The organism is Citrobacter sp. Ca225 (genome assembly GCF_030337175.1).
In the GTDB taxonomy this organism is placed as follows: domain Bacteria; phylum Pseudomonadota; class Gammaproteobacteria; order Enterobacterales; family Enterobacteriaceae; genus Citrobacter_A; species Citrobacter_A amalonaticus.
Map to the genome: position 1 here is coordinate 119,958 of NZ_JAOWCD010000102.1, position 13,596 is coordinate 133,553.

General features: G+C 55.5%; 12 protein-coding genes and 1 pseudogene. 7 read left to right on the forward strand and 6 right to left on the reverse strand.

What is annotated here, in order from left to right; all coding sequences use genetic code 11:
* The first annotated feature begins 64 nt into the window (after positions 1 to 64).
* A complete protein-coding gene (locus OGW13_RS23695; RefSeq protein ID WP_044253888.1) occupies positions 65 to 580 on the forward strand; it encodes a GNAT family N-acetyltransferase in 516 nt (171 codons plus the stop codon).
* Here the strand turns inward: OGW13_RS23695 and tsr are convergent.
* Together tsr and OGW13_RS23705 are read right to left on the reverse strand one after the other, a co-directional pair.
* Positions 577 to 2,241, reverse strand: coding sequence for a methyl-accepting chemotaxis protein (gene tsr, locus OGW13_RS23700; protein WP_042999311.1), 1,665 nt, complete (start codon positions 2,239 to 2,241; stop codon positions 577 to 579). The two genes, OGW13_RS23695 and tsr, sit on opposite strands and share 4 nt — an antisense overlap.
* A 165-nt stretch (positions 2,242 to 2,406) precedes the next feature.
* Entirely contained in the window at positions 2,407 to 3,414 is a 1,008-nt protein-coding gene (locus OGW13_RS23705; protein ID WP_287116551.1) for an Ldh family oxidoreductase, read from the reverse strand.
* 296 nt (positions 3,415 to 3,710) lie between these two features.
* On the opposite strand from OGW13_RS23705, the gene btsT reads away from it, so the two are divergent.
* From btsT to yjiA, 3 genes are all read left to right on the forward strand, one after another.
* On the forward strand, positions 3,711 to 5,861 hold the full coding sequence (btsT, locus tag OGW13_RS23710; protein ID WP_042321961.1) for a pyruvate/proton symporter BtsT: 2,151 nt from the start codon (positions 3,711 to 3,713) through the stop codon (positions 5,859 to 5,861).
* 107 nt (positions 5,862 to 5,968) lie between these two features.
* Positions 5,969 to 6,172 carry a YbdD/YjiX family protein gene (locus OGW13_RS23715; protein WP_024130742.1) on the forward strand — a complete coding sequence of 68 codons (204 nt, stop codon included), beginning with the start codon at positions 5,969 to 5,971 and terminating at the stop codon, positions 6,170 to 6,172.
* Between the two features lie 12 nt (positions 6,173 to 6,184).
* Positions 6,185 to 7,144 carry a GTPase gene (yjiA, locus tag OGW13_RS23720; protein ID WP_200015862.1) on the forward strand — a complete coding sequence of 320 codons (960 nt, stop codon included), beginning with the start codon at positions 6,185 to 6,187 and terminating at the stop codon, positions 7,142 to 7,144.
* 93 nt (positions 7,145 to 7,237) lie between these two features.
* Here the strand turns inward: yjiA and OGW13_RS23725 are convergent, their stop codons facing one another.
* The 4 genes and pseudogenes from OGW13_RS23725 to OGW13_RS23740 form a co-directional block, all read right to left on the reverse strand.
* A complete protein-coding gene (locus OGW13_RS23725; protein WP_287116556.1) occupies positions 7,238 to 8,302 on the reverse strand; it encodes a DUF2955 domain-containing protein in 1,065 nt (354 codons plus the stop codon).
* A pseudogene (locus tag OGW13_RS23730) lies at positions 8,292 to 9,358 on the reverse strand (HlyD family secretion protein). The gene OGW13_RS23725 and the pseudogene OGW13_RS23730 overlap by 11 nt, the downstream one beginning before the upstream one ends.
* A gap of 5 nt (positions 9,359 to 9,363) precedes the next feature.
* Positions 9,364 to 9,828 (reverse strand): MarR family winged helix-turn-helix transcriptional regulator, encoded by a 465-nt coding sequence (locus OGW13_RS23735; protein ID WP_042999305.1) that lies wholly within the window; start codon positions 9,826 to 9,828, stop codon positions 9,364 to 9,366.
* 149 nt (positions 9,829 to 9,977) lie between these two features.
* Entirely contained in the window at positions 9,978 to 10,142 is a 165-nt protein-coding gene (locus OGW13_RS23740) for a DUF1127 domain-containing protein (RefSeq protein ID WP_071888362.1), read from the reverse strand.
* Positions 10,143 to 10,318: 176 nt separating this feature from the next.
* Here OGW13_RS23740 and OGW13_RS23745 point away from each other — a divergent pair, with 176 nt between their 5' ends.
* The 3 genes from OGW13_RS23745 to OGW13_RS23755 all read left to right on the forward strand — a co-directional run bounded on the left by OGW13_RS23745 (position 10,319) and on the right by OGW13_RS23755 (position 13,372).
* Positions 10,319 to 11,731, forward strand: coding sequence for an aminotransferase-like domain-containing protein (locus OGW13_RS23745; RefSeq protein WP_125339156.1), 1,413 nt, complete (start codon positions 10,319 to 10,321; stop codon positions 11,729 to 11,731).
* 135 nt (positions 11,732 to 11,866) lie between these two features.
* A complete protein-coding gene (locus OGW13_RS23750) occupies positions 11,867 to 12,682 on the forward strand; it encodes an AraC family ligand binding domain-containing protein (RefSeq protein WP_061069590.1) in 816 nt (271 codons plus the stop codon).
* 48 nt (positions 12,683 to 12,730) lie between these two features.
* On the forward strand, positions 12,731 to 13,372 hold the full coding sequence (locus OGW13_RS23755; RefSeq protein WP_054176780.1) for a LysE family translocator: 642 nt from the start codon (positions 12,731 to 12,733) through the stop codon (positions 13,370 to 13,372).
* The last annotated feature ends 224 nt before the right edge of the window (positions 13,373 to 13,596 follow it).

The window sequence follows — 13,596 nt, forward strand, 5'->3', positions numbered from 1 at the left end:
CTTTTCCCTGTGACCGGACAGCGCGTTATACTGCCCTCATTGTCACCTTATTCCCGGTATCGTTATGGACATTACGGTTCGCCCCACTACACTGGCAGACGCTGCCGTTCTGCCTGCGATTGAACGCTCAGCAGGACAGCGTTTTTTAACGGTGCCAGCGCTGGCATGGATCGCGGACGATCACATTGTTAGTGCGGAACTGCACCGTGAATATGCCGCTAAAGGATTGAGCTGGCTGGCGCTGGTTGACGATCGGCCCGTTGGATTTCTGCTGGGCGAAGCGATGGAGACGTCGCTGTATATTGCCGAATTTTCGCTGCATCTGGCGTGGCAAGGTAAAGGCATTGGCCGCCAGTTAATCAACACCGTCGCGCAATGGGCATGCGAGCAGGGCTTTACCTCCCTGACGCTCACCACGTTTCGCCATGTCGCCTGGAACGCACCGCTGTATCAACATCTGGGATTTGAAATACTGGAAGAGAACGCGTTGCCGGCGGCATTACGCCAGAAGCGAGAGGAAGAAACGGCGCATGGCATCCCGTTTGAATCGCGTTGTGCCATGCGCCTGATGCTTAATTAAAACGTTTCCCAGTTATCCCCGGTTTCCGCTACAGCGGCTTTACGCGGTTGAACCGTTGTGGAAACGGACTTCACGCTGGCAACGTCACGCGCACGCTGCTGTTCCTGCTGGATACGAAACACGGCGACGGCCTGCGTCAGACGGCTGGCCTGCTCTTCCAGCGCCGCAGCGGCGGCGGCTGACTCTTCCACCAGCGAGGCGTTCTGCTGAGTTACGCGATCCATTTCCGCCACGGCCAGACCGACCTGGTCAATCCCACGGCTTTGCTCATCGGAAGCCGACGCGATTTCGCCCATGATGTCGGTCACGCGGGTTACCGCATTCACAATTTCATCCATGGTTTCACCGGCGCTTTCTACCAGCGTAGAACCGACGTCAACACGACTCACGGAGTCTTCAATCAGGCTCTTGATCTCGCGCGCTGCCTGCGCACTGCGCTGCGCGAGGTTACGTACTTCACCGGCAACCACCGCAAAGCCGCGTCCCTGTTCACCTGCACGTGCCGCTTCGACCGCTGCGTTCAGCGCCAGAATGTTGGTCTGGAAGGCAATGCCGTCGATCACGCTGATAATGTCAGCAATTTTCTGTGAACTGGAGGCGATATCGCGCATGGTTTGCACCACGTTATCCACCACTTTTCCGCCTTTTTGCGCCGTTTCGGACGCGCTCAGCGCAAGATGGCTGGCCTGACGGGCGTTTTCGGCGTTCTGCTTAACGGTCGCCGTCAACTCTTCCATGCTCGCCGCCGTCTCTTCCAGAGAGGCCGCCTGCTGCTCGGTACGGGAAGAGAGATCGTTGTTACCCATCGCGATTTCGCTGGCGCCGCTGTAAATGGCGTTCGCGCCGTTACGCACATCGCCCACGGTACGCACCAGTTCACCCTGCATGTGGCGCAGGCTTTCCGCCAGTTGGCCCATTTCATTGGTGCCTTCTACATCAATCCGCTTCACCAGATCGCCGCTGGCAATGTGACGAATGCTCGCGATCAGGCGGTTCATTGGCGCGATCAGCGACAGTTTGATGCCAAACCAGACGGCAATAATGACCACCAGCACCGCCAACAACACGCTGCCCAGAACCCACATCGCCTGGCTGTAAGAGCTGTTGTTGTCCTCTACCGCCAGGTCATACAGACGGTCGTTCTGTTGCAAGTAGTTCACATACTGCTTCTCAAAACCATCCTGATACCCCTGGGTTGGCTGATCGAAAAACTCGTTGATTTTCCCGGCCCCCAGCAACTGGATCAGTTCGGCTAACGCGTTGTGATAGATATCGTAATTGCGTTTAATTTCCGCCGATGCCGCTTCACTTTGACGTGGGTCACGCGGTAACGCTTCATAGTCCGCCCAGTTTTTCTCCGCCTGTTTCAAAGAGGCGCTGGCAATCTGCATCAGCTCCGCAACGGTCGCGCCGCTGCCGATATTGTTCTGATCCATCATGTAGCGGATACCCGCACGGTTAAGGGTGTTACGCGTTTGCAGCAGAGCCACCCAACTGCCGTTCAGCGTAGACTGCTGCTGGCGAATAGTTTGCAGAACGGTGAAATTCTCTTTGTCATTTTTCAATGCGTTAAAGAACAAACCGCCCGAAGTGAGTTGTAAAAGGCCAAATAAAGCCAGAACCAGCAATAAGCTGGTCACAATCTTGATACGTTTTAACATGTTTTCTCTTTCCGCTAGACAGATACTCTGGTTGTCGGCCTGGAACGAGAAAACTTTATGCAATCGCGAGGGGTATCACAGGAAATTTGTTCAATTAACTGGCAAAAAATGCGATTACCCTCTACCCGAACGGGAATCAGGCGAGGATGCCTCGCCCGTTCTGCCTTATCTCAGTGCGGAAATGTCCTCAAACAGGGAACGGGTAATCGTCACCCCTTCCAGCAACGATTTCTCACGCGAACTGAAGCGTCTTTCTCCTGGTAAGCGTGCGCCTTGCTCTTGCATTGCGGCAAACAGGGTTTCGGCGCGATCCATATGATGATGCGCCTCATCCCCGAGGAACCGGGACGGGTCAAGTGCCAGAATCAGCTCGCCGCCGTATGGCAGACCGCCTGCCCCCTCATCCCAGGCCAGCGATTCCGCACTGGTCATATCACCGATGAGCGGCCCTGCCAGCAGTTCAACCATTGCCGCAAACGCCGAGCCCTTGTGTCCGCCAAAGGTCAGCATCGCGCCATTTAATACCGCCTGCGGATCGGTTGACGGTCGCCCTTCGCTGTCGATACCCCACCCTTCCGGAATCGCTTTTCCAGCTCGCAGATGCAACTGGATCTCGCCGCGCGCCGCCGCGCTGGTCGCCATATCAAAAATGTAAGGCGGTTTGCCTTTGCGCGGCCAGCCAAACGCGATGGGATTAGTGCCAAACAGCGGACGCGTACCGCCTGACGGTGCGACCCAGGCGTGACTTGGCGTACAGGCGTAGCCCACCAGTCCGGCGTCCGTCAGAGGTTCAATATCTGCAAATAATGCGGAAAAGTGAACGCAGCGGTTGATCGCCAGCGCCGCAATTCCGCATGCGCTGGCTTTACTGATGAGCAACGGCAGCGCCTGTTCATAGGCCACCAGCGAGAACGCGCCGCCAGCATCTGCTTTGACGATAGCGGGCGCCTGATCGAAAATCTGCGGACGGGCATCAGCGGAGACTTTTCCTTTACGCAGGGTCTCGACGATCCCCAGCACGCGCCATAACCCGTGAGACGCGCAGCCGTCGCGCTCGCCCGCCGTCACATTGCGTGCGATAGCATCCGCATGCTCCGCGCTAAAGCCGTTGCTGCTCAGCACCTCACGCGCCAGCGTGTAAGCCTCAGATAAAGTGAGGTTTACTGTTTCCATGTTGTTCTCCTTATGATGTTGTCGGCAATAAGCGTAGTCGGTATTCACCCTTCGTTGGCGGATTTTTCTTTGTGATCTCAGTCACATAATATTCGCTGGCCAGCGATCCTCTTTACCGCTTACTGACACTTCTGACCGCTTAACTCACCATTTGACCGCTCACTTATTTACCTTACTTTACACGCGCGACTCTCTGGCAAGATCGTCACCAACATAGCAGTCAAATTACCTCTTCAAACGCAACCCAAACCAAACGGCTTCGGCCAATTATTCATCTTATAAAACCAGGTTTTACTATGGATACGAAAAAGATATTCAAGCACATACCCTGGGTGATCCTCGGGATCATCGGGGCATTCTGCCTCTCGGTTGTCGCCTTACGCCGGGGTGAACACGTCAGCGCCCTGTGGATCGTGGTCGCTTCCGTGTCGGTATATCTGGTGGCTTACCGCTACTACAGCCTGTACATCGCCCAGAAGGTGATGAAGCTCGACCCTACACGTTCGACACCTGCGGTCATCAATAACGATGGCCTGAACTACGTTCCGACCAACCGCTATGTCCTGTTCGGACACCACTTTGCCGCAATCGCGGGCGCTGGTCCGCTGGTCGGTCCGGTTCTGGCAGCGCAGATGGGTTACCTGCCTGGTACCCTGTGGCTGTTGGCGGGTGTGGTGCTGGCGGGTGCGGTCCAGGACTTCATGGTGCTGTTTATCTCTTCTCGCCGTAACGGCGCGTCGCTTGGCGAGATGATTAAAGAAGAGATGGGCTCCGTGCCGGGGACCATTGCCCTGTTTGGCTGCTTCTTAATTATGATCATCATCCTCGCGGTACTGGCGCTGATCGTCGTAAAAGCGCTGGCCGAAAGCCCGTGGGGGGTCTTCACCGTTTGCTCCACCGTACCTATCGCGCTGTTCATGGGGATCTACATGCGCTTCCTGCGTCCGGGGCGTGTGGGTGAAGTGTCGGTGATTGGTATTGTTCTGCTGGTTGCGTCTATTTACTTCGGCGGCGTGATTGCTCACGACCCGTACTGGGGCCCGGCGCTGACCTTTAAAGACACCACCATTACCTTTGCACTGATCGGCTATGCGTTCGTTTCTGCACTGCTGCCAGTATGGCTGATCCTCGCTCCACGCGACTATCTGGCCACCTTCCTGAAAATCGGCGTGATCGTCGGCCTGGCGCTGGGTATCGTGATCCTCAACCCAGAGCTGAAAATGCCGGCCATGACCCAGTACATCGATGGTACCGGTCCGCTGTGGAAAGGTGCGCTGTTCCCGTTCCTGTTCATTACCATCGCCTGTGGTGCGGTCTCTGGCTTCCACGCCCTGATCTCTTCCGGTACCACGCCGAAACTGCTGGCCTGTGAAACAGACGCCCGCTTCATCGGTTACGGCGCGATGCTGATGGAATCCTTCGTGGCGATCATGGCGCTGGTTGCGGCGTCCATTATCGAACCGGGTCTCTACTTTGCGATGAACACCCCACCGGCAGGCCTGGGCATTACCATGCCGAACCTGCATGAAATGGGGGGTGAGAACGCGCCGCTGATTATGGCACAGTTGAAAGACGTGACCGCGCATGCGGCGGCAACCGTCAGTTCCTGGGGCTTCGTGATTTCGCCAGAGCAGATCCTGCAAACGGCGAAAGACATCGGCGAACCGTCCGTTCTGAACCGTGCTGGTGGTGCACCGACGCTGGCGGTAGGTATCGCGCACGTGTTCCACAAAGTGTTGCCGATGGCGGACATGGGCTTCTGGTACCACTTCGGTATTCTGTTTGAAGCGCTGTTCATCCTGACCGCGCTGGATGCCGGTACCCGTTCTGGTCGCTTTATGTTGCAAGACCTGCTGGGCAACTTCGTGCCGTTCCTGAAGAAAACCGACTCTCTGGTTGCCGGTATCATCGGTACGGCGGGTTGCGTAGGCCTGTGGGGTTACCTGCTGTATCAGGGCGTGGTCGATCCGCTGGGCGGCGTGAAGAGCCTGTGGCCTCTGTTCGGTATCTCTAACCAGATGCTGGCAGCCGTGGCGCTGGTTCTGGGTACCGTGGTACTGATTAAAATGCAGCGCACCAAATACATCTGGGTGACCGTTATCCCGGCAGTATGGCTGCTGATCTGCACCACCTGGGCGCTGGGCCTGAAACTGTTCAGCTCCAACCCGCAGATGGAAGGCTTCTTCTACATGGCTAACCAGTACAAAGAGAAGATTGCCAACGGCGGCGAACTGACCGCACAACAGATTGCTAACATGAATCACATCGTTGTGAACAACTACACCAACGCCGGCCTGAGTATTCTGTTCCTGGTGGTGGTGTACAGCATCATCTTCTATGGTTTCAAAACCTGGATGAATGTGCGCAACGTCGACAAGCGTACCGATAAAGAAACACCGTACGTTCCGATTCCTGAAGGCGGCGTGAAGACCTCTTCACATCACTAAGCTGATGCCGGGTAACGCTTCGCGTACCCGGCCTACAAAATGCTTTAAGCGTAGGCCGGATAAGGCGAAAGCCGTCATCCGGCTTTAATCATTCACGAGGCGGCACAATGTTTGGTAACTTAGGTCAGGCAAAAAAATATCTCGGCCAGGCGGCAAAGATGTTGATTGGTATTCCAGACTACGACAACTATGTCGAGCATATGCAAACCAACCATCCGGACAAGCCGTACATGAGCTATGAAGAATTCTTCCGCGAGCGCCAGCAGGCGCGCTACGGCGGCGACGGTAAAGGCGGCATGCGCTGCTGTTAGAAGGAGAAGTGAATGACCCCGATTGCAGTCACCCTACTCACCGGTTTTCTTGGCGCAGGTAAAACCACCCTGCTACGCCACATCCTCAACGAAGAACACGGCTACAAGATTGCCGTTATCGAAAACGAATTCGGCGAAGTGTCCGTGGACGATCAGCTAATTGGCGATCGCGCCACGCAGATCAAAACCCTGACCAACGGCTGTATTTGCTGTACACGCTCCAACGAGCTGGAAGACGCGCTGTTAGACCTGCTCGATAACCTCGATAAGGGCGCCATCAATTTTGATCGTCTGGTGATCGAGTGCACCGGCATGGCCGACCCCGGCCCGATTATTCAAACCTTTTTCTCCCACGACGTGATTTGTCAGCGCTATCTGCTGGACGGCGTGATTGCGCTGGTTGATTCGGTCCATGCCGATGAGCAAATGAACCAGTTCACCATCGCCCAGTCGCAGGTCGGCTATGCCGATCGCATTCTGCTGACTAAAACCGACGTCGCTGGCGAAAGTGAAAAGCTTCGCGAACGTCTGGAGCGCATCAACGCCCGCGCCCCGGTGTATACCGTTACGCACGGCGATATCGATCTTTCTCTGCTATTCGACACCAACGGTTTTATGCTGGAAGAGAACGTCGTCAGCACCAAACCGCGCTTCCACTTTATCGCCGACAAGCAGAACGATATCTCTTCCATTGTGGTGGAACTGGATTACCCTGTGGATATCGGCGACGTCTCCCGCGTGATGGAAAACCTGCTGCTGGAATCCGCCGAAAAACTGCTGCGTTACAAAGGTATGCTGTGGATTGAAGGCGAACCGAACCGTCTGCTGTTCCAGGGCGTACAGCGACTCTATAGCGCCGACTGGGACCGCCCGTGGGGCGACGAACAACCGCACAGCACGCTGGTGTTTATCGGCATTCAGTTGCCGGAAGACGACATCAGAGCCGCCTTTGCGGGGCTGAAGAAGTCGTGATTCCCGTGCCCGATGGCGCTACGCTTATCGGGCGCCCTACCCCGTAGGCCGGATAAGGCAAAGCCGCCATCCGGCATTGGCTCGATAACCCCCTTATCCCTCCACCACAAACCGCATCGCCGCAAAGCAGTTCAGTATTCGGTGGACCAGAAAGACCATCGTCAGCGTTGCCAGCAGCGCGACGGTGACTGAGGTGATGCGATACAGGTCGCTGAACACTAAATCGCTGTTCGGGTGCAGGTTCTGGCCGAACATAATACCGATTGTGGTGATGCTGGCGAACCCCACGCCTGCACCCACTTTTTCCATGACGTGCAGACGGGCGCTAAAAGCCAATCCAAGACCGATCAGCGGCATCATTAACAGCATGTGATTACTGAAATCATAAATCAGTAACTGCACCACCAGAATATAGAGACAGGCCAGTACCACACCGACGACGCGCCAGAGGGAACTCAGGACCGCGCCGCGATAGTGCATCGGAAAGAGGATCAAAATCCCCGCCATCAGCGCTGACAGCGAATCGCTCAGATCGCAAATCTGGAAGATCACAAAGATCATCGTCGCCACGGTGCCGGAAAGCAGCGATTCGTGGCGAATGCGGGCGTCGTCTTTCTCAATGCGCGGCGGCGAGTTACGCGGTTCCACATCGGGGATCAAATAGTGCAGCAGCGCACTCAGCGCTACCGCCATCACGCAGGCTTCCATGTTGGAAAACATCAGCGTGTGCCAGTCTGTGGTGGGATAGCTCATAAAATTGAGCATCGTACTCTGGCAGACCACACCCATTGACCCCAGCAGAAACAGCGGCCCCTTGCTCATAAAGCGAAAGCGCATCACGTAAAGGCCAAACACCACCAGCGTCATGATCACTGGCCACTGCGAGAGATAACCGACAATCAATACCATTTCGACGCAGTTCACCGCCGCACTGAACACAAACTGCCGCGCTACGTGGCGGTTAAACACCGGTACCAGCGACATCAGCATCAACGGATAGACCACGAAGAAAACGCCGTACTGGACGTTGTAAAAGGTCGAAATACTTAGCGCGATCGTCCCGGCAACGGCTATCCGTAGAGTCTGGCGAAAGTCGTTGGCTGTATAGACGATGTTGTCATGTGGCGTGAATACGCGCGCCAGGGTGTTAATAGACATAATGCAGCCAACTGACCAGGCGGATTTGCGCGCCAGCAAAAGTACGGGCAAAGGGGCCTTCGCTGTTATACAACTGCACCGTGGCGCGGGCACCGGTCGGTAACGGTTTGTCCAGTGGTTCACTCAGCGTCACGTGAATACGCATCCGCTGCGCATCGCGCACCCAACGGGTGGATTGCTCTGGCTGCGACAGTTGACCGTTGACCTCTTCCTGTCCGGCGAGGATCCCCGCATCGCTGCTGGTCACACGCGCACGGAACACTTTACCCGGCATGGCATCAAACACCACGGCGGCATCGGTATTGACGCGGGTATGGCGCAGGCTCTTCTCGCGGAAATCGGCCACGATATCCGTCTGATTACTGACCAGCGCCAGCAGTGGCGTGGCGGCGGTAGCGTAAAGCCCGGCGTTAAGCTGGAGATTACTCACCGTTCCGTCCGTCTCTGCGCGCACTTTTGTCCATGCCAGATTCAACTGCGCCTCTTCCAGCGCGTTGCGATACTTTTGCAGCGTCACGTTATGGCTGTCTTCGCGCTCGCCGCGTTGGATCAGCAGATTCTGGATGTTGGCATGCAGCGCGGTTACCGACTGTTCGCTGGTCTGCCAGGTCGTCCGCACCCTGTCGAGATCCGCCTGCGAGACGTTTTGCATCGCGCTTAGCCGCTGATAACGATCGAACGTCAGTTTGTCATTACGCGCCGTATATTCAGCAGTACGCAGGTTGGCGCGGGCAGAAGCAATCTGTGCATCCAGTTGCTGATTGCTCAGTCTGGCCTGCGCAAAGGCGATTTGCGCGGCCTCGACTTTGTTGATAAATGGCGTGGGATCCAGCTCGTAAAGCAGATCGCTTTTTTTACCATGCTGTTGTTCTGCACGTAGACGTGCGAAACATACCCGGAAACGCGTGCTGAAACCGGCGTAACTGTACGCATCACCGTGGAATCTGGCGTCAGCGGGATCCAAATATCGGCAACGATAAACCAGGCGAATATGGCAAGGAAAGCGGCAATACTCACCCTTACCCAACGGGCAAACTTCTGTTCTGGGGTCATCATAGTTTTTAGTGTTGATTATCTTCTTCGCGGATTGTCCGCAGATTGCAGGCGATTACATTTAAGGTGGCGCTGAAGGAAGCGAGATCCGCTTCAGGAATGGTACGCGTGACGCGACATTGATAGGCTTCAATCATCCGGTTCAACTCTACCAGCCGGGCACGGCCTTCCGCAGTTAGCATTAGCAGACGGATGCGTTTGTCATAAGGCGATGTGGAACGCACCAGATAGCCCTGATTTTCCAGTTGTGTGAGCGTGCGCATCAGCGGTGGCAGTTCAATACCCTGCACCTGTGCCAGTTCACTGACCGAAACGTTATCGCCCAGTTGATACAGTTGCATCAGCACCGTCCAGCTGGACTGGGTCAGGCCGGTATCGGTAATAGCCGCATCAATAATGGCCCGCCATTGACGCACGACCATCGCCATACGCATCCCCAACGGGCGGCGGGCAAACAGCTCATCTTCAGTCATGTCTCTTTCCTCTCTAAGCGAAAGGAAAATAATACTTATCAGGATAAGTATCAAGAAACACACTGTCTGTAAGCATGAATTGATAAATTTTATGAATGTAACAAAGGCCGGACGGGTTCAACCTCCAGCCTCTGACTGCTACAGTCACGCTATTCAATCTGATCCCGGCGTAATCCCAGATCCTTGAGTCGCTCATCACTCATCTGTTGCAGGATCCGTCGGGTTTGCGCCTGCAGATGCCATTTTTTAAACGCTCGCCAGATCAGGACAAAACCAATAAACGGCTGCTTTGCTTTGTTTTCATGAAATTCCATACTCCACCCCCTCTCATACCAGAGCCTGTATTCTGGCGGTTTTCGAGTGGATCAATACAGATTCAAAAACAGCTTTTATTTAACATACAGATTCGCTAATACTGTCTCTGCATCGCACATTTTGCACCTGTCTGTACTGGTTTTTACATCTGTATGGCATCTTCGAGGGATACAGCATGACGCGTTACCAACATCTGGCCAACCTGCTGACCGAGCGTATTGAACAAGGGCTGTATCGTCACGGAGAGAAATTGCCGTCAGTACGCAGTCTGAGTCAGGAGCACGGTGTCAGTATCAGCACCGTACAGCAGGCGTATCAGGTACTGGAATCATTGCAGCTCATTACGCCGCAGCCCCGTTCAGGCTACTTCGTCGCGCCTCAGAAAGCGCTGCCGCCGGTCCCGCCGATGTCGCGTCCGGTACAGCGTCCGGTTGAGATTACCCAATGGGAGCAGGTACTGAACATGCTGGAAGGCCATCACGACCAATCGGTTATCCCGCTTAGCAGCGGTATTCCGGATGTTAGCCAACCCAGCCTGAAACCACTCTGGCGCGAACTCAGTCGCGTAGCACAACACAATCTGAGTGCGGTTCTGGGCTACGATGAACTGGCTGGCAGCCTCGCACTACGCCAGCAAATCGCCCGGCTGATGCTGGATGGCGGATCGGTGGTTAACGCCGACGATCTGGTGATCACCAGCGGCAGTCAAAGCGGCATGTCACTGGCCCTGCTGGCCGTCTGCCAGCCAGGAGACATTGTCGCTGTGGAATCCCCGGCTTATTACGGCACCATGCAATTGCTGCGCGGTTTAGGGATCAAAGTGATTGAGATCCCGACCGATCCGGATACCGGCATCAGTATTGAAGCGCTGGAGCTGGCGCTTGAACAGTGGCCGATCAAAGGCGTTATCCTGGTGCCCAATTGCAATAACCCGCTCGGTTTTATCATGCCGGACGCCCGTAAGCGGGCGGTGCTGGCGCTCGCCCAACGCCACGACATTGTGATTTTCGAGGATGATGTTTACGGTGAACTGGCGACAGAGTATCCCCGCCCCAGAACCATTCACTCCCGGGATATCGACGGTCGGGTTATCCTTTGCAGTTCATTCACTAAATCGGTCGCCCCTGGCCTGCGCGTCGGCTGGGTCGCTCCGGGTCGTTATCACGACAAATTACTGCATATGAAATATGCGGTCATTGGCACCAACGTTCCCGCCACACAACTGGCGGCTGCGACGTTTGTCCGGGAAGGACACTACCATCGCCACGTCCGGCGTATGCGCCAGATTTATCAGCGTAATATGGAGATTTATACCTGCTGGGCGCGGGAATATTTTCCCTGCGGCATCTGCGTTACGCGACCAAAAGGCGGTTTTATGCTGTGGGTCGAATTGCCGGAACAAGTGGATATGGTTTGCGTTGCCAAACAGCTTTGCCGCCTGAAAATTCAGGTCGCGCCGGGCTCACTGTTTTCCGCATCAGGGAAATACCGCAACTGCGTGCGCATAAATTGTGCGCTCCCGCCCAGCGAGAAGCACCGGGACGTGATGCAGAAGCTGGGCGAGGCGATCAAAGTCGCGATGGAGTAAACATTCGACTTACCGGACGGCCTGAACGCGACACAACGTATTCAGTGAATCACACTCTGCAGCTCTTCTGCGGAAAGTCCGGTAAGTCTTTGTACCGTGATATAACAAAGCATGACTATGCCGGAGGCACTAATTGTGACCCACACCCGAGATATTCCACAATCGTTCTGGCGCGATGAGCGACTTGCATGGCTGGAGCTGCGCAGCACCTGGCGCAGCCATCAGGCCTATAAGCGCCATCATCATCCGCAGCTCTCCATTGGGGCCATTCTGGAAGGTGAAACCTGCTGTGTCAGCGATGGCAAAGAATACCGTTTGCAGGCAGGCGATCTGATTGTGATCCCACCGCATGTGCCGCACAGCTGTAATCCGGTCGATGGACAGTGTCGCAGCTACCATATGCTCTACCTGGACGCGGACTGGTGTGTTGCCCAGTTGCCCGAACAGACAATCCCTGCACCGTTTTTCGCCCCGAACCCGGTGATCCGCGATCCACAACGCTTTCAGCGCTTTCTCGACCTTGTGGCGTTAATGGAGAAACAACAAACCGCGCCGCTTATCGATGCCGTCCGTCTCCTGCTGCGCGCACTCCCCTTGCAGTCAGGAAATCCGCCGCGCACGCGAGCGACCAGTCAGTCTCTGAAAGCGCGGCTGCACAACAATTTGCTCTCTCCACCGTCGCTAGATGATATCGCGCAAGAGTTCGGCATGCGCAAAGAGACGCTGATTCGCACCTTTAAGCAGGACACCGGTCTGACGCCGGGCAGCTATCTGAACATCGCGCGGATCGATTTTGCCAGGACGCGACTGCGCGCCGGAGACGATATCGCCGACGTCGGTTATCAGAGTGGTTTTGCCGACCAGAGCCATTTCCACCGCACCTTTGTCAGCTATACCGCCGCCACACCGCGTCAGTATGCGCGGGGGCGATCAATATCAGACAATAATTAGCGTTTCACCGGGCGTAGCGTGAACTCAGGTTTACACACTGAGGTCACTATGGAACCGTTGTCTGTACTCTTTCCCCCTGCCTTTCCCGCCCTGGCGCTGGCTCACTTTGTGGCGCTGCTCAGCCCCGGACCGGATTTCTTTTTACTGGTGGGCTACGCCGTTCGCTATCGACTGCGCGGCAGTGCCGGGCTGTGCCTGGGGATCGCCACCGGTAACGGCATTTATATCCTTCTGGCGATTGCCGGCTGGGGGATCCTCCGTCAGCTTCCCCAGCTCTTCACGTTGATCGCACTGTTGGGCGCACTTTATTTACTGTGGATCGGCAGCCTGCTGCTACGCAGTCGTCCGCAAACGCTGACGGGCGCAGATGCCCAGTCCACGCGTCCGGGATTGGGCAAACAAGTGCTGCTGGGGCTGGGTTCGTCGCTGCTCAACCCGAAAAACGCCTTGTTCTATCTGGCGCTGATGACCGCCCTGCTTGGCCCGTCAGTGACGCTGGTGCAGCAGGCCGTCAGCGGGATCTGGATGACCAGCGTCGTACTGTGCTGGGATCTGTTGATTGTGATGGGGATTGGCCTGCCGTTTATCCAGCGACGGCTAAGCCACGGGATCGTGTGGATCGAACGTCTCGCCGGGGTCGTGTTGATCGCCTTTGGCTGCGGGATCGTCTGGCGCTTTCTCTTCCCGTAGCTCATTGAGATACTGAATGAATTCAGCCCATTCTATTGACTAACATCAAATTATAATGACACTTAAGGTGTATATTTTCCGTTCAACTTACTTTTCCCGAGGTGTGATGTGCTGATAACCATCTGTAATCGCTACACATTCTGACAAGCGTCAGAATGTGTTCCCCTGTCTGTGATTCTCATGGGCAGTGCTTTTGATTACATGAAATTCAGTACATCCGCAGT